This window comes from Actinosynnema sp. NPDC002837 (genome assembly GCF_040295345.1).
Classification (GTDB): Bacteria; Actinomycetota; Actinomycetes; order Mycobacteriales; family Pseudonocardiaceae; genus Actinosynnema.
The window spans coordinates 1-21,864 of the sequence record NZ_JBEOVG010000036.1; the positions used below are offsets into that span (position 1 = coordinate 1).

General features: G+C 70.5%; 19 protein-coding genes and 2 tRNA genes. 12 read left to right on the forward strand and 9 right to left on the reverse strand.

Translation table 11 applies throughout. The features are described from left to right. Window positions 1-177: 177 nt before the first annotated feature. The gene (gene glnA, locus ABTZ99_RS23540) at window positions 178-1,602 is read right to left on the reverse strand and encodes a type I glutamate--ammonia ligase (protein WP_498784764.1); all 1,425 of its coding nucleotides are present in this window, start codon (window positions 1,600-1,602) and stop codon (window positions 178-180) included. Window positions 1,603-1,796: 194 nt separating this feature from the next. Between glnA and ABTZ99_RS23545 the strand changes: the two genes are divergently transcribed. Further along, a complete protein-coding gene (locus ABTZ99_RS23545) occupies window positions 1,797-2,270 on the forward strand; it encodes an RDD family protein (RefSeq protein WP_498784766.1) in 474 nt (157 codons plus the stop codon). 134 nt (window positions 2,271-2,404) lie between these two features. Here the strand turns inward: ABTZ99_RS23545 and ABTZ99_RS23550 are convergent, their stop codons facing one another. Next, entirely contained in the window at window positions 2,405-3,145 is a 741-nt protein-coding gene (locus tag ABTZ99_RS23550; protein ID WP_498784768.1) for a DUF4191 domain-containing protein, read from the reverse strand. A 72-nt stretch (window positions 3,146-3,217) separates the two neighbouring features. On the opposite strand from ABTZ99_RS23550, the gene ABTZ99_RS23555 reads away from it, so the two are divergent. From ABTZ99_RS23555 to ABTZ99_RS23570, 4 genes are all read left to right on the forward strand, one after another. Beyond that, window positions 3,218-5,275 (forward strand): ATP-dependent DNA helicase UvrD2, encoded by a 2,058-nt coding sequence (locus ABTZ99_RS23555; RefSeq protein WP_498784770.1) that lies wholly within the window; start codon window positions 3,218-3,220, stop codon window positions 5,273-5,275. 711 nt (window positions 5,276-5,986) lie between these two features. Beyond that, window positions 5,987-6,385, forward strand: a complete 399-nt coding sequence (locus ABTZ99_RS23560; RefSeq protein WP_498784772.1) for a WhiB family transcriptional regulator — start codon at window positions 5,987-5,989, stop codon at window positions 6,383-6,385. Continuing rightward, on the forward strand, window positions 6,382-6,606 hold the full coding sequence (locus ABTZ99_RS23565) for a hypothetical protein (protein WP_498784774.1): 225 nt from the start codon (window positions 6,382-6,384) through the stop codon (window positions 6,604-6,606). Before ABTZ99_RS23560 ends, ABTZ99_RS23565 begins: the two co-directional genes overlap by 4 nt. Window positions 6,607-6,982: 376 nt before the next feature. After that, window positions 6,983-7,834 carry a class I SAM-dependent methyltransferase gene (locus tag ABTZ99_RS23570; RefSeq protein WP_499613949.1) on the forward strand — a complete coding sequence of 284 codons (852 nt, stop codon included), beginning with the start codon at window positions 6,983-6,985 and terminating at the stop codon, window positions 7,832-7,834. Window positions 7,835-8,587: 753 nt separating this feature from the next. Here ABTZ99_RS23570 and ABTZ99_RS23575 read toward each other — a convergent pair. From ABTZ99_RS23575 to ABTZ99_RS23590, 4 genes are all read right to left on the reverse strand, one after another. Next, window positions 8,588-9,142, reverse strand: coding sequence for a hypothetical protein (locus ABTZ99_RS23575; protein WP_498784780.1), 555 nt, complete (start codon window positions 9,140-9,142; stop codon window positions 8,588-8,590). 81 nt (window positions 9,143-9,223) lie between these two features. Continuing rightward, entirely contained in the window at window positions 9,224-10,534 is a 1,311-nt protein-coding gene (locus tag ABTZ99_RS23580) for an ABC1 kinase family protein (RefSeq protein WP_498784782.1), read from the reverse strand. Window positions 10,535-10,620: 86 nt separating this feature from the next. Continuing rightward, window positions 10,621-11,631, reverse strand: coding sequence for a thiamine biosynthesis protein ThiF (locus tag ABTZ99_RS23585; protein WP_499613952.1), 1,011 nt, complete (start codon window positions 11,629-11,631; stop codon window positions 10,621-10,623). 131 nt (window positions 11,632-11,762) lie between these two features. Further along, window positions 11,763-11,918 (reverse strand): DUF5679 domain-containing protein, encoded by a 156-nt coding sequence (locus ABTZ99_RS23590; protein WP_015098458.1) that lies wholly within the window; start codon window positions 11,916-11,918, stop codon window positions 11,763-11,765. A gap of 203 nt (window positions 11,919-12,121) precedes the next feature. On the opposite strand from ABTZ99_RS23590, the gene ABTZ99_RS23595 reads away from it, so the two are divergent. After that, window positions 12,122-12,649, forward strand: a complete 528-nt coding sequence (locus ABTZ99_RS23595) for a M48 metallopeptidase family protein (RefSeq protein ID WP_230572832.1) — start codon at window positions 12,122-12,124, stop codon at window positions 12,647-12,649. Window positions 12,650-12,707: 58 nt separating this feature from the next. Here ABTZ99_RS23595 and ABTZ99_RS23600 read toward each other — a convergent pair whose 3' ends face one another. Beyond that, window positions 12,708-14,054 carry a zinc-dependent metalloprotease gene (locus ABTZ99_RS23600; protein WP_498784787.1) on the reverse strand — a complete coding sequence of 449 codons (1,347 nt, stop codon included), beginning with the start codon at window positions 14,052-14,054 and terminating at the stop codon, window positions 12,708-12,710. Window positions 14,055-14,135: 81 nt separating this feature from the next. Between ABTZ99_RS23600 and ABTZ99_RS23605 the strand changes: the two genes are divergently transcribed. Further along, window positions 14,136-15,221 (forward strand): YlbL family protein, encoded by a 1,086-nt coding sequence (locus ABTZ99_RS23605; RefSeq protein ID WP_498784789.1) that lies wholly within the window; start codon window positions 14,136-14,138, stop codon window positions 15,219-15,221. Window positions 15,222-15,389: 168 nt separating this feature from the next. On the opposite strand, the gene ABTZ99_RS23610 is transcribed toward ABTZ99_RS23605, so the two are convergent. Then, a complete protein-coding gene (locus ABTZ99_RS23610) occupies window positions 15,390-15,932 on the reverse strand; it encodes a PPA1309 family protein (RefSeq protein WP_498784791.1) in 543 nt (180 codons plus the stop codon). Between the two features lie 105 nt (window positions 15,933-16,037). Between ABTZ99_RS23610 and ABTZ99_RS23615 the strand changes: the two genes are divergently transcribed. The 3 genes from ABTZ99_RS23615 (at window position 16,038) to ABTZ99_RS23625 (ending at window position 19,533) form a co-directional block, all read left to right on the forward strand. Next, window positions 16,038-19,019, forward strand: coding sequence for a UPF0182 family protein (locus ABTZ99_RS23615; protein ID WP_499613957.1), 2,982 nt, complete (start codon window positions 16,038-16,040; stop codon window positions 19,017-19,019). A 94-nt stretch (window positions 19,020-19,113) separates the two neighbouring features. Next, window positions 19,114-19,187, forward strand: a tRNA-Met gene (locus ABTZ99_RS23620). A gap of 272 nt (window positions 19,188-19,459) precedes the next feature. Next, a tRNA-Met gene (locus ABTZ99_RS23625) sits at window positions 19,460-19,533 on the forward strand. A gap of 54 nt (window positions 19,534-19,587) precedes the next feature. Here the strand turns inward: ABTZ99_RS23625 and ABTZ99_RS23630 are convergent. After that, window positions 19,588-19,785 carry a hypothetical protein gene (locus ABTZ99_RS23630; RefSeq protein ID WP_053717392.1) on the reverse strand — a complete coding sequence of 66 codons (198 nt, stop codon included), beginning with the start codon at window positions 19,783-19,785 and terminating at the stop codon, window positions 19,588-19,590. A 378-nt stretch (window positions 19,786-20,163) separates the two neighbouring features. Here ABTZ99_RS23630 and ABTZ99_RS23635 point away from each other — a divergent pair, with 378 nt between their 5' ends. Both ABTZ99_RS23635 and prfB read left to right on the forward strand, forming a co-directional pair. Continuing rightward, window positions 20,164-20,664 carry a PadR family transcriptional regulator gene (locus ABTZ99_RS23635; RefSeq protein ID WP_077004179.1) on the forward strand — a complete coding sequence of 167 codons (501 nt, stop codon included), beginning with the start codon at window positions 20,164-20,166 and terminating at the stop codon, window positions 20,662-20,664. Window positions 20,665-20,715: 51 nt separating this feature from the next. Continuing rightward, window positions 20,716-21,816, forward strand: coding sequence for a peptide chain release factor 2 (gene prfB, locus ABTZ99_RS23640; RefSeq protein WP_498784796.1), 1,101 nt, complete (start codon window positions 20,716-20,718; stop codon window positions 21,814-21,816). The last annotated feature ends 48 nt before the right edge of the window (window positions 21,817-21,864 follow it).

A 21,864-nucleotide genomic window follows, 5' to 3' on the forward strand; every position in this document is an offset into this window, starting at 1 on the left:
AACGACACCGACAACCTCCACACGACGACGCCCCCGACACGACCGGATGATCATGTCGAGGGCGTCGTCGTAGATCAATTCGCCAACAGCATCCCGTGGTGGTCACCGGGCCTTCGGCCTGTGGAGGTGTGAGTGGGGCTTCAACCGGCAGAACGGCTGGTCAGAGCCCCGCGCGGATCACACGTCGTAGTAGAGCGCGAACTCGTAGGGGTTCGGGCGCAGGCGCAGCGGGTCGATCTCCTGCTCCCGCTTGAACGAGATCCAGGTGTCGATGACGTCCGGCGTGAAGACGCCGCCCTCCAGGAGGAACTCGTGGTCCGCCTCGAGGCTGTCCAGCACCGCGTCCAGGGACGCCGGCACCTGCTTGACGTCGCGGGCCTCCTCGGGCGGCAGCTCGTAGAGGTCCTTGTCGATCGGGGCCGGCGGCTCGATCTTGTTCTTCACGCCGTCCAGGCCGGCCATGACCATGGCCGAGAAGGCCAGGTACGGGTTGCCCGACGAGTCGGGGCAGCGGAACTCGATGCGCTTGGCCTTGGGGTTGTTGCCGGTGATCGGGATGCGCACGCACGCCGACCGGTTGCGCTGGGAGTAGACCAGCGACACCGGGGCCTCGTAGCCCGGGACCAGGCGGTGGTAGGAGTTCACCGTCGGGTTGGTGAACGCCAGCAGCGACGGTGCGTGGTGCAGGATGCCGCCGATGTAGTGCCGCGCCGTGTCCGACAGGCCCGCGTAGCCGGACTCGTCGTGGAACAGCGGCTGGCCGTCCTTCCACAGCGACTGGTGGGTGTGCATGCCCGAGCCGTTGTCGCCGAACAGCGGCTTCGGCATGAACGTCACGGTCTTGCCGGCCTGCCACGCGGTGTTCTTGATGATGTACTTGAACAGCATCAGGTCGTCCGCGGCGTGCAGCAGCGTGTTGAACTTGTAGTTGATCTCGGACTGCCCGGCGGTGCCCACCTCGTGGTGCGCGCGCTCGACGGAGAAGCCCTGGGCCTGCATGTTGAGGACCATCTTGTCGCGCAGGTCCGCGTAGTGGTCGGTCGGCGAGACGGGGAAGTAGCCGCCCTTGTACTTGACCTTGTAGCCGCGGTTGCCGCCCTCTTCCTCACGGCCGGTGTTCCAGGCGCCGGAGATCGAGTCGATCTCGTGGAAGGAGGCGTTCGCGGTGGTGTCGAAGCGGATCGAGTCGAAGATGTAGAACTCCGCCTCGGCGCCGAAGTACGCGGTGTCCGCGATGCCCGACTCGGTGATGTACTGCTCGGCCTTGCGCGCGATGTTGCGCGGGTCGCGGCTGTAGGCCTCACGCGTGAACGGGTCGTGCACGAAGAAGTTGACGATCAGCGTCTTCTCGATCCGGAACGGGTCGAGGCGCGCGGTGTAGAGGTCGGGCAGCAGCAGCATGTCCGACTCGTGGATCGACTGGAAGCCGCGCACCGACGAGCCGTCGAACGCGAGGCCCTCGGCGATGGCGTCGGCGTCGAACGCGCTGGCCGGGAGCGTGAAGTGCTGCATCACGCCGGGCAGGTCGCTGAAGCGGACGTCGACGAACTTCACGCCCTCGTCGGAGATGAACTTCAGGACCTCGTCGGGATTCTTGAACACCCTCGTCGACTCCTCTGCTGCGGTGGGGGCGTGGTTGTACGCCGCTGCGTGGTGCGGCCTGCCATCGTGGCGAAACTAAGACCGTGGTGTTGCCCAGCCGTCACCCGCGTGTTTCGCCAGTGTTAACGGGCCTCCCAGGTCGGGCAACCCGACCGCCGCTCCTCACCCGCTGAGCACGGCCTTACTCTGGTGGGGTGAGCAAGTGGACCGGTTCGTGGCTGTCAGGACCCCGCTCGGCGCTGGAACCCGGCGCCGACTCCGGAGACGGTACCGGGCAGCGGTGGCGGGGTGAACGCCTCGGCCTGCCCCAGTCCGGTCCGGGCTCCGTCGCGTCCACGGGCCGCCGCGCGATTGCCATCCTGGTCGACTTCGCCCTCTCGGGCGGCGTGGCGGGCCTGTTCACCATGCCCGACCTGCCGCAGAACTGGAGCCTGCTGGCCTGGTTCGCCATCACCGTCGTCGCGGTCGGCCTCTTCGGCTTCACCCCTGGTCACGCGCTGTTCGGGCTGCGGGTCGTGCGGATGGACGGCACGCAGAGCGTCGGCCTGCCGCGGGCCGCGCTGCGGACGGTGTTGATCTTCCCCATCATCCCGGCGGTGGTGTGGGACGCCGACGGCCGGGGCCTGCACGACAAGGCCGCGGGCACCGTCGTCCTCAGGGCCCGCTGACCGTTGAGAGGGCCCGACGGCGGTCGGGTGCCGGTTCGCGTTACCGGGCGCGAAGGGGGCCGCTCATGCGGCAGGCCCGTCCCGGACGACTGCCGGAACGGGCCTGAGCTGCGGAAACGCGCGTCGGTGGCGGCTCAGCGACGACGCATGGCGCGCTGCACGTTGCGCATCTTGGCGCCCTGGGGCATCGGGCCCTTGGGCAGCGCCGCGCCGCGGCTGGCCAGCGCGGCCAGCCGGTTGTCGATCGTGTCGACCTGGGCGGTCGAGATGTTGCGCGGCAGCTTCATCAGGTGGCTCTGCAGCTTGCGCAGCGGCACCTGGCCGTCCTCGGTGCCCACGACGACGTCGTAGATCGGCGTCTCGCCGATCACCCGCGCCACCCGCTTCTTCTCCTGGGCGAGCAGGTTCTTGACCCGGTGCGGCGCGCCCTCGGCGACCAGCACCACGCCCGGCCGGCCGAGCACCCGGTGCACCATGTCGCCGCTCGTGGTGCCCGCCACGGCCTGCGTGACGCGCCACTTGCCGCGCAGGTTGTCCAGCGCCCACGCCGCCGCGCCCGGCTGGCCGTCCGCCTTCGCGTACACGGTGCGCTGCACCCGGCGGCCGAACACGATGACCGCGAGCAGCGCGCCCACCGCGATGCCCATGGGCAGCAGCACCCACTGCATGTCCCAGATGAGGCCGATCAGGAACGCCGCGGCCGTCGCGCCGAGCAGGCACGCCAGCATCAACGGCACGAGCGCCTTGTCCTCGCGGCGCTGCATCTTGAACGCCTCGAAGATCTGGCTGCGCTTCGCCTTCGATGCCGCGCGCCGAGCCTTCGCCGCTTCCTTGGAGGCCGCCTTGGCAGCCGCCTTGTCCTGCTTACCAGCCATACCCACCAGGATACGGCGCGCCGCCGCGCCCCATGACGGGAGTACTCGCTGACCTCTGCGAGGATGCAGCGCATGGACGGGCTGCTGGAGGGACTCGACCCGGAACAGCGCGCCGCGGTGGAAGCTCCGCGCGGTCCGGTCTGCGTGCTCGCGGGCGCCGGCACCGGCAAGACCCGCACCATCACGCACCGCATTGCCCACCTTGTCCAGCGCGGGCACGTTTCCGCCGGTCAAGTCCTCGCCGTCACGTTCACCGCACGTGCCGCGGGCGAGATGCGGACCCGGTTGCGGGCGCTCGGCGTGCACGGCGCGCAGGCGCGCACGTTCCACGCCGCCGCCCTGCGCCAGCTCCGCTACTTCTGGCCGCGCGTGGTCGGCGGCGAGCAGTGGCAGCTGATCGACCGCAACAAGCTGCGGCTGGTCGCGCAGGCCGCCAACCGCGTCGGCCTGTCCACCGAGTCGGACTCGCTGCGCGACCTCGCGGGCGAGATCGAGTGGGCCAAGGCGTCGCTGGTCGCACCCGACGGCTACCCGAACGCCGCCGGCCGCACGAGCCGCGACACGCCCGCGCCCGCCGAGCAGGTCGCGCAGGTCTACCGGACCTACGAAGAGCTGAAGAACCAGGCGCAGCTGCTCGACTTCGACGACCTCCTGCTGCACACCGCGGCGGCGCTGGAGGAGCACGGCGAGGTCGCCGAGGAGTTCCGCGACCGGTACCGGTGCTTCGTGGTGGACGAGTACCAGGACGTCACGCCGTTGCAGCAGCGCGTGCTCGACGCGTGGCTCGGTCAGCGCGACGACCTGACCGTGGTCGGTGACGCGAACCAGACCATCTACTCGTTCGCGGGCGCCTCGCCGCGTCCGCTGCTGGACTTCCCGCGCCGGTTCCCCGAGGCCGTCGTGGTGCGGCTGGAGCGCGACTACCGGTCGACCCCACAGGTCGTTGGCCTGGCCAACGAAGTGATCAAGTGGGCGCGCGACCGCCCCTCCGGGTCGAGGCTGCGGCTGATCGGGCAGCGCCCGGACGGGCCGAAGCCGACGTTCACCGAGTTCGACGACGAGACGCTGGAGGCCGCGGCCGTCGCGCGGCGGGTGAAGGCGCTGCTGGACGAGGGCGTGGCGGCCAGCGAGATCGCCGTCCTCTACCGCGTCAACGCCCAGTCGGAGGTCTTCGAGCAGGCGTTGGCCGAGGTCGGCGTGCCTTATCAGGTGCGTGGCGGAGAGCGGTTCTTCCAGCGCGCCGAGGTGCGGCAGGCGATGGTGGCGTTGCGCTCGGCGGCGGCGCACGAGCCGACCGGCGAGCTGCCGAAGGTCGTGCGCGAGGTGCTGGCCGGCATCGGCCTGACCGACGAGCCGCCCGCCGGCGGGACGGCGCGGGAGAAGTGGGAGTCGCTGCTCGCGCTGGTCGAACTGGCCGAGGAGCTGGTCACCGCGGTGGACTCGGCGGACCTGCCGAAGTTCGTGGCCGAGTTGGAGCTGCGGGCCGAGGCCCAGCACCCGCCGACCGTGGAGGGCGTGACGCTGGCGTCCCTGCACGCGGCGAAGGGCCTGGAGTGGGACGCGGTGTTCCTGGTCGGGCTGGTCGAGGGCACGTTGCCGATCCAGCACGCCGACGGTGACGACGCGGCGATCGAGGAAGAGCGCAGGCTGCTGTACGTGGGCGTGACGCGGGCCCGTGAGCACCTGTGGCTGTCGTGGGCGTTGGCGCGGGCCGCGGGCGGGCGTCGGTACCGGCGGCGCAGCCGGTTCCTCTACGGGCTCGTGCCGGAGGACCACCCGGCGTCGCGCACGGCCGTGAAGCGGGAGCCGCTGCAGAAGCGGCCCAAGCCGCAGTGCCGGGTGTGCGGGTCGGCGTTGGTGGACGCGCGGGCGATCAAGCTGAGCCGCTGCGCCTCGTGCCCGTCCGACCTGGACGAGGAGCTGCTGGCCAAGCTGCGGGCGTGGCGGGCGGACCGGGCCCGTGAGCTCAAGGTGCCCGCTTACGTGGTGTTCACCGACGCGACGCTGGTCGCGATCGCCGAGCAGAGGCCCGAGGACGTCGCCGGGCTGGTGTCGATCTCGGGCATCGGCGCGGCCAAGCTCGACCGGTTCGGTGACGACGTGCTGGCCCTCGTGCGCGGCGGGCGTTGACCTTCGCGTTCGTCCCGCGTCGACCTCTTCGCTGCGCTCGCCGCCATGGCCGGGTCGAGGCCGTGCCGACCCGTCGTCGGCCGTCGTCGAGCTGGCGTTGATCTCGCGATGATCCGCGGCAGGTGACCGCGCCAGGCCCGCCTGCGGGCGGTCTGGTCCGTACGGGTGGTCGGCCGCTAGCGCTCTGTGCAGGGCAAACGCTGAATTTTCACTCAATCGACAGGTATTTGGAAAAACCTGTTGCACGCGTCCTGCGCGGGGTCATAACCTGCTCAGGCCGGGCGCGAAGCGCCCGCTGGGGATTCAAGAGCTAGCAGTCGAGTACGAGCCACCCGAGGAGGTGACCGGTCGTGAACACTCCCACGTGCTTCGAGACGCCCGGTTACCTGATGACCGGGGTGGTCTTGGCTTCAGGCGCTGCTCGTGTCGCGGGGGAGAAGTCTGCCCGCGATCGCCACGCCCTCAAGTGGGGCGCTGAGCGAGTTCAGCTGATCCAGGTGCCGACGCCGCACGCGTCGACCGTTATCCCGACTCAGAACGTTGCGCCGTCCGCGCACGAGCGAAGTACCTGACCACCTTGTAGTCAGGCCACCAAGCTCACGAAGGCCGCGGACCCGTAACCGGATCCGCGGCCTTCGTGCTGTCCCGACCCGTTTTGCGGTTCGAACGACAAACAAACCCCATGCAAGACCCTTGACAGGAGTCCACCTGATGTTGACCGCGACCGTCCCCATAAACGGGACGTTGTCCACCGAGCCGGAGCTCTCCGGGGCGGGTGTCGCCAACTTGATCGACACCGCGCCGGACGCCGGCTTGGAACTTCCTTGCCGTACCAACAACCCCGACCTGTGGTTCGCCGACGCGCCGGCGGAGCTGGAGGAGGCGAAGAGGTTCTGCGCCACCTGCCCCGTCATCGCGGAGTGCCTGGCCGGTGCGCTTGCTCGTCACGAGCCCTGGGGGGTCTGGGGCGGCGAGATCTTCGAGCGCGGAACCGTGATCGCGCGGAAGCGCCCCCGTGGGCGCCCCCGCAAGGACGCGGCACCTGTTGTACCCGCGGCACCCGCCGCGACCGTTGTCCGGGGGGCTAACGACCAGGAGGCCGCCGCGTGACCACGTACCGATCCACCGCAGACGAATCCATGCTGATCGAGGTCAATCCCAAGGGGAACCCCATGCTGCTCGAAGAAAATCTCGCCAGATCCCGAATGCATGACGCGGAGATATTCGCGCGACAGCATCGGCTGGCCCACCGTCTCGTCGCCGCCCGCAGGTGGGGGCGACTGGCCGGTTGGGCCCAGCGCAGGGCTGCCATGAAGGCCCGCGCGATCTGATGCTCGGAGAGGCCCGCCCTACCCGTCGTGCGACGGGGGGCGGGCCTCGCCGCATCCGCGCTCGCGCCCGGACCCGCGCCCGCACCCGCGCTCGCGCCCGGACCCGCGCCCGCATCCGCGCCCGCGCCCGGGCCCGGGCCCGGAAGGGAGTACTTCGAGACCGAGCCACAGACCACCTCCTCGCCGCCCCGGCGACCGTGGCTCCGGCGACCACGGGCCCGGCGACCGCGAGCCCAGGCCTCCGACCGCGCGGAGGGGGATTTTCGATAGGAGGGTTCGGCTCGGCGTCGGTACCGTTCGACGTGTGGCAGCTCACTCTCACAACCATGCCCGTTCCCATGCCCACACTCATGACGGGATCGACTGGTCGTCCCGGTTGAACTTCCTGCGGCAGGCCGACGAGTTGGACGCCGAAGCGCGGCGCGTCGTCGCGCGCAGACTCGTCCGCACGCTGCCCGACAAGCCGACCGTCCTGGATGTCGGGTCCGGCGCGGGCGGGATGAGCGTGGCGCTGGTCGAGGCCCTGTCGGCGCGTGGCGGCGGGACGGTCGTGCTGGTCGACGCCGTGCCCGAACTGCTGGACGCGGCCACCAGCGCTGCCCGGTCGGCGGCCAGCTACGAGACCGACACGACCACGGCGACGGTGCGCGTCCGGCCGGTGCTCGCCGACCTGGCCACCGAACGGCCGGTGGAGATCGCCGGGCCCGCGCAGTTGGTGTGGGCTTCGAACGTCGTGCATCACCTCCCTGATCAGCGCGCGGCTGTGGTGGGGTTGATCGAGGCGGTCGCGCCCGGTGGGTGGTTGGCGCTCGCCGAGGGTGGGTTGAGTGGCAAGTTCCTCCCGTTCGACTTGGGCATCGGTGAGCCGGGCTTGCAGGAACGACTGACCGCCGCGCGCGACCAGTGGTTCGTGCGGATGCGGGAGAACACGGCGGGCGCCGTTCGCATGCACGGTGGCTGGAACCTCGTGCTCTCCGAGGCCGGTCTGGTGGACGTGACCGCGTTCAGCTACCTGATCGACCACCCGGCGCCGCCCAAGCAGGCGGTGCGCGATTGGGCGGTCAACCAGCTGGCGTGGTTCAACGAGGTCGCCGGCGACGCGCTCCACCCCGCCGACCGCCGCACGGTGAAGCAACTGCTCGACCCTCAGGACCCCGCGTTCCTAGGGCTGCGCGACGACGTGTTCCTGCTGATCGCCAACACCGTGTACCTGGGCCGCAAGCCGTGACCGACACGTGCGCCCGCTGTGGACGGACGCGTTCGTCGGTCACGGACCCGGCCCAGCTCTTGGCGTGGGTGCGGGAGCGGGAGCGCGGGGTCGACCAGTGGTTGTGCCACGCCTGTGCGCGGACGCACGTCCGGGACATCGAAGGCAAGCTCCCGTCCGACTACTGGGGCGTCGGGTAGGGCACCGGGTAGGGCGGCGGCGGTCGGAACCCGGCTGCCTCCGCTGGGTCGGCGGCGTGCTGCTGCGGCGGTAGGGGCCGGGGTGCGATCGGTGCATCGAGTGGTCGGGATTGGAGTTGGTCGGCGTGGGTCCGGTGCTGGGCTGTGGGGGTGGGGCGGCTCAGGGTGGTTGCTGCCGCTAGGTAGGGCGGTGTGCTTGGTGGCGGGTGCGGGCACCGGGTGAGGTGCGCGGTGGGCGGTGCGGGGTGCGGGGTGCAGGGCGGAGGAGGAGCAGGCGGGGAAGAGCAGGTGGGGAAGAGCAGGTGGGGAAGAGCAGGGCGGGGAAGAGCAGGGCGGGGAAGAGCAGGGCGGGGAAGAGCAGGGCGGGGAAGAGCAGGGCGGGGAGGGGTGGGTCGTCGCACGGTTGCTGGGCTGCGGGGGTGGGGCGGCTCAGGTTGGTTGCTGCGGCTCGGTAGAGCGGCGTGCTTGGTGACAGGTGTGGGGAGTGGGTGAGGTGCGGTAGGTGGTGCGCGGTGGGTGGTGCGCGGGAAGGAACGGCGGGGAAGGGAAGGGGTGGTTGGTGGGTGGTGGGTGGTTAGCGGAGGAGGGTGGAGAGGAGTTTCAGGGTGGCTCTGGGGGTGGCGGTGCCGCGTTTGCTGCCCGCGTCCAGTTCCCTGGTCAGGCCGGTGAGCGTGCACATCCCGGAGCGGACGGCGGTGGCCAGTAGGTGGTGTTGGCGCAGGGGGTCCGGTTCGTGGCGGGCGGCGTCCAGGACGGCTCTCGTCGGCTCGGCGACGGGCAGGCCGGCTTCCACCACCACCTTCGGTGGGCGGGTGGTGCGTTCCAGCAGCACGTGGTCGGCGCACGAGCGGCGGGTGGTGGCTGGTTGCAGCAGGTGTATGCGGGGTGGGGGAGGCAGGGTGTGCAGGCCGTGGGCGTGCAGGGCGTCGAAGCCGGTGACCACGGCCTTCGGCCCGGCGTAAGCCAGCGCGGCCTGCAGTCGCTGGGCACGGGTCGGTGGGCTCGCGCCGAGCAGCACCACGCCCGGCAGGATGCGCTGCCACGGCCCGCCGGGGCGGCACTTGAGGTCGATGACGTAGCCCGGCACGCCGGCTGCTCGCAGGTCCGCTGCCTTGATCACTTGGTCCATGGGGTCGATCTTCCGGTGGTTCCGGAGGGCTTGCCATGGGGTGTTCGTGATCTGTGGATAAGTCGGAGACCTGTGGACAACTCAGTCGTCGAAGCCCGGCTGCCACTGGGCGACGATGGCTCTGGCCTGCACGTTCGCGTCCAGCTGGCAGAGGATGCCGGTCGCGCCCAGCGTCACCCTGTGGATAAGTAGGTACTGCGGCGGGAGGTTCAGGGACCGTCCCGTCTGCGAATCCGGGCTGCGGAGGTCGCCGACGCGCTCCGCCTGCTGCTGCAACCACCGCCGGGTGAAGTGGAACGTCTCCGTCCGCAGCGGCTCGACGAACGGCCCCAGGTAGTTCAGCACGTCCTCGGCGTGCAGTTCGGTCCCGGGACGGATGAACCGCTCCGACCGCAGCAGCTCCACCAGGTCCGCCGACCGCCCGTCCAGCGCCAGCCTGGTCATCAGGCCCAACGTCTTGGGCAACCCGTCGGGCAGCCGCGCCACCGCGCCGAAGTCGAGCACGCGCAACCGGCCGTCCGCGCCCAGCATGAAGTTGCCGGGGTGCGGGTCGGCGTGCAGCAGCCCGGACCGGCTCGGCGCGGAGAAGTGGAACTCCGACAGCAGCTGCCCGGCCAGGTCGCGCTCGTCGCGCTCACCCTCACGGATGATCTTCGACAGCGGCGTGCCCTCGGTCCACTCGGTGACCATCACCTTCGGCGAGCTGGCCACCACCCGCGGCACGAGCACGCGGTCGTCGCCGTCGAACGCCTTCGCGAAGACCCGCTGGTTGTCCGCCTCGGTCCGGTAGTCCAACTCCTCCAGGTACCGGTCCCGCAGCTCCTCCAACAGCGGCTTGACCTCGGCGCCGGGCATCACCGCCTGCAACACCCGGCTGAACCGCAGCAACGTGCTGAGGTCGCTCTGCAACGCCTCGTCCGCCCCCGGGTACTGCACCTTCACCGCCACGTCGCGGCCGTCGTGCCACACCGCCCGGTGCACCTGACCGATGCTCGCCGACGCCGCGGGCGAGTCGTCGAACGACGTGAACCGCTTCGCCCACCCCGCGCCGAGCTGCTCGGCCAGCACGCGGTGCACGGTGCGCGCGGGCATCGGCGGCGCGGCCGTCTGCAACTTGGTCAACGCCTCGCGGTACGGCTCGGCCAGCTCGTCCGGCACCGCCGCCTCGAACACGCTCAGGGCCTGGCCGAACTTCATCGCGCCGCCCTTGAGCTGCCCGAGCACGGCGAACACCTGCTCCGCGGTCTTCGCCGACACCTCGGCGCTGACCTCCTCGGAGCTGCGGCCTGCCAGGCGCTTGCCCCAGCCGCCCACCACCCGGCCCGCCACCCCGAGCGGGAGGCTGGCCAGCTTGGCGGTGCGCTGCACGGCCTTGCGCGGGATCTCGCTCACCCGGTGATTCTCCTCCCGCCCGTTCACGTGGTCGCAGTGGTGCACGCCCCTGCCACAAAACCTACACAGCCCTACCTGAGGGTGGATCACGTCGCGGAACGGCACTCGCAGCGCGGGTGCACCGGCGCGATCCGGTGCTCGACCACCCCGGCGAACGCGTCCACCTCCAGGGTCGCGTCCCAGGTGGGCGGCCTGGTCGCGGCCGGCTCGGTCCGGTCGAGCGCCAGCAGCGCCTGCCCGACCGCCACCCCGGCGGTCGCCGTGACGGTGGCCAGGTCGGCGTGCTGGGCGCGGTCGACCAGCTGCGCGGCGATCATCGGCCACGCCGGGTCCTCGTCGGCCGCGTGCCGGTCCGCGCACCTCAGGCAGCTGCTGCGACCCGGCACGACCAGCGGTCCGACCACGCCGAGCCCTTCCCGGACCCGCACGGCCAGGTGCGGCGTGCCGTCCGCGACGAGCCGGTGCAGCACCTCCGGGGCGGGCACCAACGCGTCGGCCAGCACCACGAGGTCCACGGCGCGCCCCACCGGGCGCACGGTCCCGCACGCCCGCCGCACGGCGTCCTGGGCGGCCTCGGCACGCGGTCGGCCGACGTCCGCTTCGACGTACCCCGATCCGGTGTCCTCCGGCCCGACCCGACCCCGCGCGACCACCCGAACGTGTGCCACTCCGGAGGCGCCCAGAAGCGCGGCGACGGTGACCGCGAGCCGTCCCTCGCCGTGCACCACGACGGATCGGGCGGCCCGGTCGGCGGGCAGTCGAACGGCACGACGACGGGTCCGCAACGCCCACCCGGTCACCTCGGCGGCCAGCCGCGGGTGCGGCACGGGCACGGTGTCCTCGACCAGCCCGGCCTGCGCCAGGCCGTGCAGCACGCCGGCGAACTCGGCTGCCTGCCGACCGTGACCGGCGAGGCGTTCCCGCAGGTCGGTGAGGGTGTGTCGACCGTTGAGGCCGAGCAGGAGGGAGGCCATCGGCTCCGGCACGTCCTCGACCAGCATGGCGTGCCGCGGGTCCGTGCCGATCTGCACCACGTCGTCCCGGCGGCGCAGCAGCGGCAGGCCGGGCAGGACCCTGGGGCGGTTGGGGAGATCCACACCGGCAGCCTGCCCGTGACGGCCGGTCCGGCAAAACGCCTGTCCACAGGCTTGCCGGTTGTCCACAGAGGCCGTGAATGGCCTTGACGAGCGGCCGGACGCCCGCGAGGGGCCCGGCCGCCCGTCCTCGATCAGACCTTCGCCTTGCCGAGGATCCGGGTCACCGTGGTTCCGCAGACCGGGCACTTGCCCTTGGCCATCCTGCGGTTGTTGCTCTCGTGCACCTCGCCCGTGAAGTCGCGCTTCTCACGGCACTTGACGCAGTAGCCGTTGTAGGTCTCGGCCACGGCTTCCTCCTCGCTTCGAGAGTGCGGAGCGATCTGCGCCACACTCGGGGGTTGCGCTGAACGCTACCTCCGGGAACGCCCCTCCGCTGCACGCCGCGTCGAGCGTGTCCAGCCGCCTTTCGGTGGAACCTGCTGGTCCGTCCTTCCACAGACCGCCGCTTGGCCGCCGCGGATTGTCGGTCCCTGGCCTTACCGTGAACGCCATGCCCGAACCGCAGGTGGAGGTGCGGCGCAGCGCCCGGCGCCGTCGCATGGTGAGCGCGTACCGCGAGGGGGACACGGTCGTGGTCCTGCTGCCGGCTCGCATGAGCAAGAGCGAGGAGAAGCACTGGGTGGCGGAGATGCTCAGCCGCCTGCAGCGCAGCGAGACCCGCAGGCGCTCGCCGACGCGCACGTCGGACGCCGCCCTGCTGGCCCGGTGCGAGGAGCTGGCGGACAGGTACCTGGACGGCGTGCAGCCGAGCAGCGTGCGGTGGGTGCCGCCGATGCGCACGAGGTGGGCGTCGTGCACGCCGAGCGAGGGCACGATCAGGATCAGCGAACGGCTGCGGGACGTGCCCGCGTGGGTGCTCGACTACGTGCTGGTGCACGAGCTGGCGCACCTGGAGGTGCCGGGGCACGGCAAGGACTTCTGGCTGCTCGTGCACAGGTACCCGAAGGCGGAACGCGCCATCGGGTACCTGGAGGGCCTCTCGGCCGCGGCCGGGCTGGGCATCACCGAGGAGGATTGAGACCCGGCCGGACCCGGCGAGGTCGTCGACGGGCGCGACCTCGCGGGGAGACCGGCTGTCAGGCGTCCTTGGGCTTGTCCTGGTCGTCCTCGGGCGCGTCGTCGCCCTTGGCCTGCTCACCGGACGCGCCCTCGTCGCGCAGGGTGCGCTCCAGCTCCGCCATCGGGTCCTCCAGCGCCTTGCGCGTCTGGCCGAACCGCTCGGCGAACTCCATCGGGTCGTCCAGGTCCTCGGCCGTCGGCACCAGGTCGGGGTGCTCCCAGACGCTGTCGCGCTGCTCGACGCCGTGCTGGTCGGTGAGCAGCTTCCACAGCGCCGCCGCCGAGCGGTGCCGGCGTGGCCGCAGCTCCAGGCCGACCAGCGTGGCGAACGTCTGCTCCGCCGGCCCGCCGGACGCCCGCCGCCTGCGCAGCGTCTCCCGCAGCGCGTCGGCGCCGGGCAGCCGCTCGCCGACCGCCTCGTTCACCACCACGTCCACCCAGCCCTCGACCAGGGCCAGCAACGTCTCCAGGCGGGTCAGCGCGGCCTTCTGCTCGGGCGTGGTCTGGGGTTCGAGCATCCCCGACTTCATCGCCTCTTCGATGCTCGCCGGGTTCGCCGGGTCGATCTGGCCGGCCAGCTGCTCCAGCGCCGAGGTGTCGACGGTGATGCCGCGGGCGAACTCCTCCACCGTGTCCAGCAGCCGCTGCCGCAACCACGGCACGTGGCTGAACAGCCGCTGGTGCGCCGCCTCGCGCGCGGCCAGGAACACCAGCACCTCGCTGGTCGGCCGCTCCAGGCCCTCGGTGAACTTCTCGATGTTGTCCGGCAGCAGCGCCGCCGTGCCCTCCGGCCCGAGCGGCAGCCCCACGTCGGTCGACGTCAGCACCTCCGCGCCGAGCTGCGCCAGCGCGCCGCCCAGCTGCGAGCCGAACGCCATGCCGCCCATCTGGCCGAGCATCGACAGCAGCGGTCCGGCCGCCTCCTTGGCCTCGGCCGGCATCGCGTCGACCCAGGCGCCGGACACGCGCTGGGCCACCGGGTCGCACAGCCGCTGCCACGTCGGCAACGTGCGCTCCACCCAGTCGCGCGCGCTCCAGCTCTGGGACGTGCGCGCGCCCGCGGGCAGCGACGTCACGGGGTCGAGCCACATCTCCGCCAGGTGCACGGCGTCGGCCACCGCGCCGCTCTGGTCGGGGCCGAAGCCGGTGCCGCCCTTGCCGGCGAGCTGCTGGAGCGCGATCTGCTTCGCGAGGTCGTAGTTGACCGGCCCGGACGACGTGCCCGCGTTGCTGAACATCGCACCGAGCTGGCTCAGCATCGCGCCGAGCTGGTTGAAGTCGAAGGGGTTCTCCCCTTGGTCCCCGGGTTTGCGGTTGCGGTCGTCGGGGTCCTGCGGGCTGAACCCGAAGGGCAGGTCACTCATGGGTCCACGGTACGCGGCACGGCAGCCCCGCGTGGGACCGGTTCGCCGGCAGCGTGACGCCGTGGTCGTACCCTGTCTGGCGTGACCGAAGGCACCGACACCGTCGTGGACCAGGCACCACCCCCACCGCACGCGCCGCGACGCGGCCTGACCCGGCGGACGTGGACCCTCGTGGTCAGCCTCACGGTCGTGCTGGCGCTCGGCCTGCTCGGCGGATTCGCCCGCGTGCCGTACGTCGCCCTCGGCCCCGGACCGACCTACGACACGTTGGGCCAGGTCAACGGGGGTGACGTGGTGTCGGTCGAAGGTCAGGAGACCTTCCCGACCGGCGGCAACCTCACCATGACCACGGTGTCGCTCACCGACGACGTGTCGCTGTTCGGCGCGCTCGGCCTGTGGATCAGCGGCCGGTACGCGCTGGCGCCGCGCGAGGAGTTCTTCCGGCCCGGCGAGTCCGAGCAGCAGGTCCGCGACCAGAACGTGAAGGCGTTCCAGGACTCGCAGAGCAGCGCCGAGGTGGCCGCGCTGAGCTACCTGGACTACCCGATGAAGGTCGTCGCCGCCGAGATCACCAACGACACCGCGGCCGCCACCGTGCTGGAGCCGAACGACCGGCTGCTGGAGGTCAACGGCAAGCAGGTCTCCAGCGCCGACGACGTGCGCGCGGCGCTGGAGAGCACCAAGCCGGGCGACCGGATCACGCTGACCTTCGAACGCGGGTCCGAGCGCAAGACCGCCACCGTCACCCTCGGCCGCACGGAGGGCCGTGAGACCGGCTTCCTCGGCGTGCTGCCGCTGGACCGCGCGGACGTGCCGTTCGAGATCAAGATCAGCCTGTCCGACGTCGGCGGGCCGTCCGCGGGCCTGCTGTTCGCGCTGTCGATCGTCGACAAGCTCACGCCGGGCGAGCTGAACGGCGGCAAGTCCGTCGCGGGCACCGGCGAGATCAACGACCGGGGCGAGGTCGGCCGCATCGGCGGCATCGGGTTCAAGATGGTCGCCGCCCGCGAAGGCGGCGCCACCGTGTTCCTCGTGCCCGCGGGCAACTGCGACGAGGCGAAGCAGCACGCCCCGGAGGGCCTGCGGCTGGTCAAGGTCGAGAAGCTGGACGACGCCGTGCGGTCGCTCGAATCGCTGAGCAAGGGCGGCGACGCGCCCAGTTGTTAGGCCGCTGCTCCGCAGACGGCGGCGAGGTCGCCTGGAAGTCGACCGCTCGCGCCTGATTTCCGACGATCGAAAAGCGTGATCGCCGGAAAATGAGTCGCGAACGATCGACGCGACCTCGTGGGTCAGGGGGTGCTGGTCAGGGGCGGAGGCCGTCGAGCAGCGGCAATGTCACTGCCGCAGTGTTTCGAGCAGTGCTCGCGTCAGGTTCGGGGCCAGTTCGGGGTGGGCCACGACCTCCTCGGGCACCTCCACGCTGCCCCGGAGCCGCAGCACGCAAGCCGCCGAGCCGTCCCGCAGCACCGCCGCCACCAGTCGCGCCTCCCGCCGCTGGGGGTGCTCGGCGGCGAACTTGCGCGCCTGCTCGTCGTCCAGCTCCTGCTCGGTCAGCTGGGCCTCGGCGTCCGGCGGCAGCACGACGATCTCCTGCGCCAACGCGCACCCGTGCACGACGTCGGGCCACACGATGCCCGCCAGCGCCCGGTCCAGCTCGTCGTCGGGCAGCGAGTCCTGCGCGATCGGCGTCAACGGCGAGGCGTCGGGGTCGAGCTGGCCCGCCAGCTCCGGCTGCCGCACCAGCAGCTCGGCCGTCGGTACCAGCGCGAACAGCTGGGTCGGCTGGTTCCACCCGGCGGTGGACACGAACTCCTCGACCTCGCGGGCGACCTCGGGCAGCACCACGGGTGGCGTTTCACTGGCTGACACGTGCGCCATGGTCGCATCTGGGTAAAGACAAGACCGAACGGGGAACCCCGGGCGGCCTCCGTAGAGTTGGACAGAACGTACGAACGCCACTACCGCGATCCAGGAGCGTGCCCCGTGGCCACACGGCCCCCGGTCGGACTGCCCAGGCTGTCCCGTCGCAGCCGGATTCTGCTCATCGTCGGTGCGGTGGTCCTGGTCGGTCTGATCACCGGCTCAAGGCTGCTCGGCACCTACGTCAACTGGCTCTGGTTCGGCGAGGTCGGCTTCCGCAGCGTCTACGGCACGGTGCTCGCGACCCGGTTCGGGTTGTTCTTCGCCGTGGGTCTGCTGGTCGGCGGTCTCGTCGCGATCAACCTGATCATCGCCTACCGGTCCCGGCCGGTCTTCGTGCCGGTGTCCGGGCCCGACGACCCGGTGGCCCGCTACCGCGCCGTCGTCAGCAGGCGGATGAAGCTGTTCGCCATCGGCCTGCCGGTGCTGGTCGGCCTCATCGCCGGCACCTCGGCGCAGGGCAACTGGCAAGAGCTCCAGCTGTTCCTCAACGCCACCTCGTTCGGCGTGAACGACCCCGAGTTCGGCCACGACATCGGCTTCTACGCGTTCGAGCTGCCGTTCTACACGTGGGTGCTGTCGTGGCTGTTCATCGCCACGGCGGTCGCGTTCGTGGCCGCGGTCGTGGCGCACTACCTGTTCGGCGGCATCCGGCTGGCGGGCCGCGGCGGCCAGCTCTCCGGGCCCGCGCGGACCCACCTGGCCATCGTGGCCGGCGTGTTCATCCTGCTCAAGGCGGTCGCGTACTTCTTCGACCGGTACACGCTGCTGTTCTCCGACCGCAACGACAAGTTCGACGGCGCGAGCTACACCGACCTCAACGCGGTGCTGCCCGCCAAGCTGATCCTGCTGTTCATCGCGGTCTTCTGCGCCATCGCGTTCTTCGCGGGCGCGGTGTTGCGCAACCTCCAGCTGCCGGCGATCGCGACCGTGCTGCTGGTGCTGTCCTCCATCCTGGTCGGCGCCGCGTGGCCCGCCGTGCTGGAGCAGTTCTCGGTGCGGCCGAACGCCATCGAGAAGGAAGCCGAACCCATCGGCCGCAACATCGAAGCCACCCGGCAGGCCTTCGGGTTGACCGCGGACAAGGTGGAGAGCAAGCCGTACGCGGGCAAGCAGAACGTCTCGCTGGACGAGCTGAAGAACGACCAGGCGACGGTGGGCAACGTGCGGCTGCTCGACCCGGCCGTCATCTCCAAGACGTTCACCCAGTTCCAGCAGCTGCGGCCGTTCTACGCGTTCCCGGAGAAGCTGGACGTCGACCGGTACACAAAGGACCAGCAGCTCCAGGACTACATCGTGGCGGTCCGCGAGCTGAACACCGCGGGCATCCCGCAGGGCCAGCGCGACTGGATCAACCAGCACCTCATCTACACCCACGGCAACGGCATGGTGTTCGCCGAGGCCAGCAAGGTGAACTCGACCGCGGACGACGACGGTGACGGCGGCTACCCGGTGTTCGAGGTGGCGCAGGTCGGCCAGGACGGCAAGGTCCAGCCCGGCCCGTTCGGCGTCGAGCAGCCGCGCACCTACTTCGGTGAGCTGGGCAGCCCGGCCGACTACGCCATCGTCGGCGGCCGCGGCGAGGGCGCGCCCGGCGAGTACGACACCGACGGCTCGTCCTACACCTACACCGGCAAGGGCGGCGTCCGCATCGGCGGCCTGTTCAACAAGATGGTCTTCGCCGCCGCCTACGGCGAGCGGAACATCCTGTTCAACTCGGCCATCGGCGACGACTCGCGGATCATCTTCAACCGCCACCCGCGCGACCGCGTCGAGGCCGTGGCGCCGTGGCTGACCGTGGACGGCGACCCGTACCCGGCCGTGGTGGACGGCCGCATCACGTGGATCGTCGACGGCTACACCACGCTCGACAACTACCCGTACGCGCGCCGCACGGCGCTGGGCGACGCCACGAACGACTCGCTGCCGGGCGTCGCGCAGCAGCCGAACCGGGAGATCAGCTACATCCGCAACTCGGTCAAGGCCACTGTGGACGCCTACGACGGCACGGTGACGCTGTACGAGATGGACGCGCAGGACCCGGTGCTGAAGGCCTGGATGGGCGTCTTCCCGGGCACGGTGAAGGCCAACAGCGAGATGTCGCAGTCGCTGAAGGAGCACCTGCGCTACCCCGAGGACCTGTTCAAGGTCCAGCGGGAGATGCTGTCGGAGTACCACGTGGACAACCCGCGCGACTTCTACTCCGGCGTCTCGTTCTGGGACGTGCCGTCCGACCCGACCATCGACAACGCCACCACCGTCGAGGCGCAGCAGCAGGGCGTGCAGCAGCAGCGGGACCGGCAGCCGCCGTTCTACGTGCTGGCGGGCGACCCGACCGGCGACGCGAACAAGGTGAGCTTCCAGCTGACCAGCGCCCTGGTGCGGTTGAACCGGGAGTTCATGGCGTCGTACGTGACGGTCAGATCAGACCCGGACAACTACGGCAAGATGAGCGTCCTGACGTTGAACAACGAGGTCAAGGGCCCGCAGCAGATCCAGACCACCTTCCTGACCAACGGCGAGGTCAGCGGTGAGCTGAACCTGCTCGCCCAGCGGCAGACGAAGGTCGTCTACGGCAACCTGCTGACCCTTCCGGTGGGCGGCGGCCTGCTCTACGTGGAGCCCATCTACATCGAACGGGCCAGTCAGAACACCCAGTTCCCGCAGTTGTTCAAGGTCCTGGTGAGCTTCGGCGACAAGGTGGGCTACGCGCCGACGTTGGCCGAGGCGATGGAGGAGGTCCTGTCCGGCTCGTCGGCCCAGGTGCCGCCCACGGACCCGAACGGCCAGCCGCCGACCTCCACCCCGACCACGGCGCCGACGGCGCCGAACGACGGTCAGGGCGGCACGGAGCTGCAGCAGGCCGTGCGGGACATCCAGTCGGCCCTGTCGCGCATCAAGGCGGCGCAGTCCAGCGGTGACTTCGTCGAGCTCGGCAACGCCTACAAGGCGCTCGACGACGCGACGAAGAGGTTCAACACGGCCGCGGGCACGTCGACGACCCAGCCGTCGACGACCCAGCCGTCACCGACACCGACCGGCTGACCTGCACTGATATCGCCATCGGGTGGCCTGGGACACGTTCCGGGCCACCCGATTTGCATTCCGGTTAACCCCAGGCGTACAGTTCTAAATGCAGCGCGGGGTGGAGCAGCTCGGTAGCTCGCTGGGCTCATAACCCAGAGGTCGCAGGTTCAAATCCTGTCCCCGCTACAAAGTGGGAAAGCCGTGTTCACGGAGAACGTGAACGCGGCTTTTTCGCATTTATACCAGGTGCCCGGCCCCCGGACCCCGGGCAGGAGGGCTTCGCCCCCTGCACCCCCGACCGGGGGCGTTGCCCCTGGACCCCCGGCGGTGCCGGTAGTGCGGGTGGTGGCGGTTCGAGTGGGTCGCGAGCGTGAGAACCGGTCGGGACCTGGGGATATGTGGGTTAAGGGGCCCCGGTGAAAAGGGGTTTTCGGGGCGTGTATAGTTGTACTTAGCAGCGCGGGGTGGAGCAGCTCGGTAGCTCGCTGGGCTCATAACCCAGAGGTCGCAGGTTCAAATCCTGTCCCCGCTACTACCTGAAAGGCCCCCGGAGTCACGACTCCGGGGGCCTTTCGCTTGCGCGTGCTCAGGTCATGTTCTCGGCCCAGTACTGGGCGCACGTGAGGGAGCACACCCGGCCTTCGCCGCTGACCGTGCGGTGCCTGCGGATCTGCTTGCCGCACACCATGCACTCGTCCTTGCCCGCCTGCTCCGGGATCGTGCCGGACGCCCAGGCGCGGGCGTTGCGGACTACCTTCGTTCCCGTCGTCCATTTGATGCCCACAGCTGACCTCCCAGTCGTACGAACACCCGTGGTAATGGTCCCACCACCCGACGTGTTTGCCACGTCGAGAGCCGGACATCACCGGGTTGTGCTATCGCCCGATGGGGCCGCCGGGGCGGGGTGGCAGCGGCGCGTGACGCCGCGCTGCCGTTCGAGTGAACGCAAAAGTGCGGTTTCCCTTGCGCCTCAATGGATTTCCACTTCGCGTGGACAGGCCGGGTCAAGAGGCCGAACGCGTGGCGTTGATCAGCGGGCGGTTACGCAGCGATGTTTGCGTTGCTCCGCTTGGCCCAACTCCACTAGCCCGTGATCAGCCACAGTGGACAGAACGGCTGACCATTGTGGACAGCGACCGGTGAGCGTGGCACCGTTGGTGGTGTGTCGGACCTGAATGCGACGGCGGCGGCCCTGCTCGGGCTGCTGCACGACGGACCCAAGACCGGTGGCCAGCTCGTGGCTGAGGCCGGAGAGCGCTTCGGCGCGTTCTTCAGCGTCACCCGCAGCCAGGTCTACCGCGAGCTGCCCGCGTTGGCGGACGCAGGCCTGCTGCGCCTCGGCAAGCAGGGCCCGCGTTCCAGCCAGCAGTACGTGCTGACCGCGGCGGGCAAGAAGGCGTTCAAGAACTGGCTGCTCTCCGAGCCGGGGCCGGACCACCTGCGCAGCCCGTTGATCCTGCGGCTGGTGCACGCGGGCTCCCTGACCGCCAAGCAGCGGCAGGGGCTCGTGGACTCCGCCCGCGCGAGCTACGGCGCCGAGCAGGAGGCCGCCAAGACGGCGGTGAAGACCGCCGAGGACGCCTACGCCAAGGCGGTCGCCGAGTTCGGCCTGGCGCACGCCAAGGCCGTGCTCAAGCTGCTCGACGCCATCCCGACGGCCTGAATCGCGCCCACCGGTCGCACTCCGCGACCGGTGCCGGCGTAATCTTGGGACGTGAATCCCGACGTCGAAGCAGACATCAAGGACCTCTCCGCCACGCTCACGAGCATCGAGGCGGTGATGGACCTCGATGCGCTGCGCGCCCAGGTCGCGGAGCTGGAGCAGGCGGCGGCCCGGCCCGACCTCTGGGACGACCAGGAGAAGGCGCAGAAGGTCACCAGCCAGCTCTCGCACAAGCAGGGCGAGCTGCGCCGCATCACGACCCTGCGCGAGCGCCTCGACGACCTGTCGATCATGTACGAGCTGGCCGAGGACGAGGGTGACGCGGGCAGCCTCGCCGAGGCCGACACCGAGCGCGCGAAGCTCCGCGAGGAGATCTCCTCCCTCGAGGTCCGCACGCTGCTGTCCGGCGAGTACGACGAGCGCAACGCGCTGGTCACCATCCGCGCCGAGGCGGGCGGCATCGACGCGGCCGACTTCGCCGAGATGCTCCTGCGGATGTACTCGCGGTGGGCCGAGCGGCACGGCTACGGCGTCGACGTGTTCGACACGTCCTACGCCGAGGAGGCGGGCATCAAGTCCGCCACGTTCCGCGTCACGGCCCCGTACGCCTACGGCACGCTCAGTGTCGAACAGGGCACGCACCGCCTCGTGCGCATCTCGCCGTTCGACAACCAGGGCCGCCGGCAGACGTCGTTCGCGGGCGTCGAGGTGGTGCCCGTGGTCGAGCAGACCGACCACGTCGACATCGACGAGAAGGACCTGAGGGTCGACGTCTACCGCTCGTCCGGCCCCGGTGGCCAGGGCGTCAACACGACCGACTCGGCGGTGCGCCTGACGCACATCCCGACCGGCATCGTGGTCTCCTGCCAGAACGAGCGCTCCCAGCTGCAGAACAAGGCCACCGCGATGGCCGTGCTCCAGGCCAAGCTGCTGGAGCGGCAGCGGCAGGAGGAGCAGGCGAAGATGGACGCCCTCAAGGACACCGGGTCGAGCTGGGGCAACCAGATGCGCTCCTACGTGCTGCACCCGTACCAGATGGTCAAGGACCTGCGCACGGAGCACGAGGTCGGCAACCCGTCCGCGGTGCTCGACGGCGAGATCGACGACTTCCTGGAAGCGGGCATCCGCTGGCGCAAGCAGCACCAGTCCTGATCGGTCAAGCCGCCGTGCGACGGGCGAGACGAGGGCTTTACCCAGGCC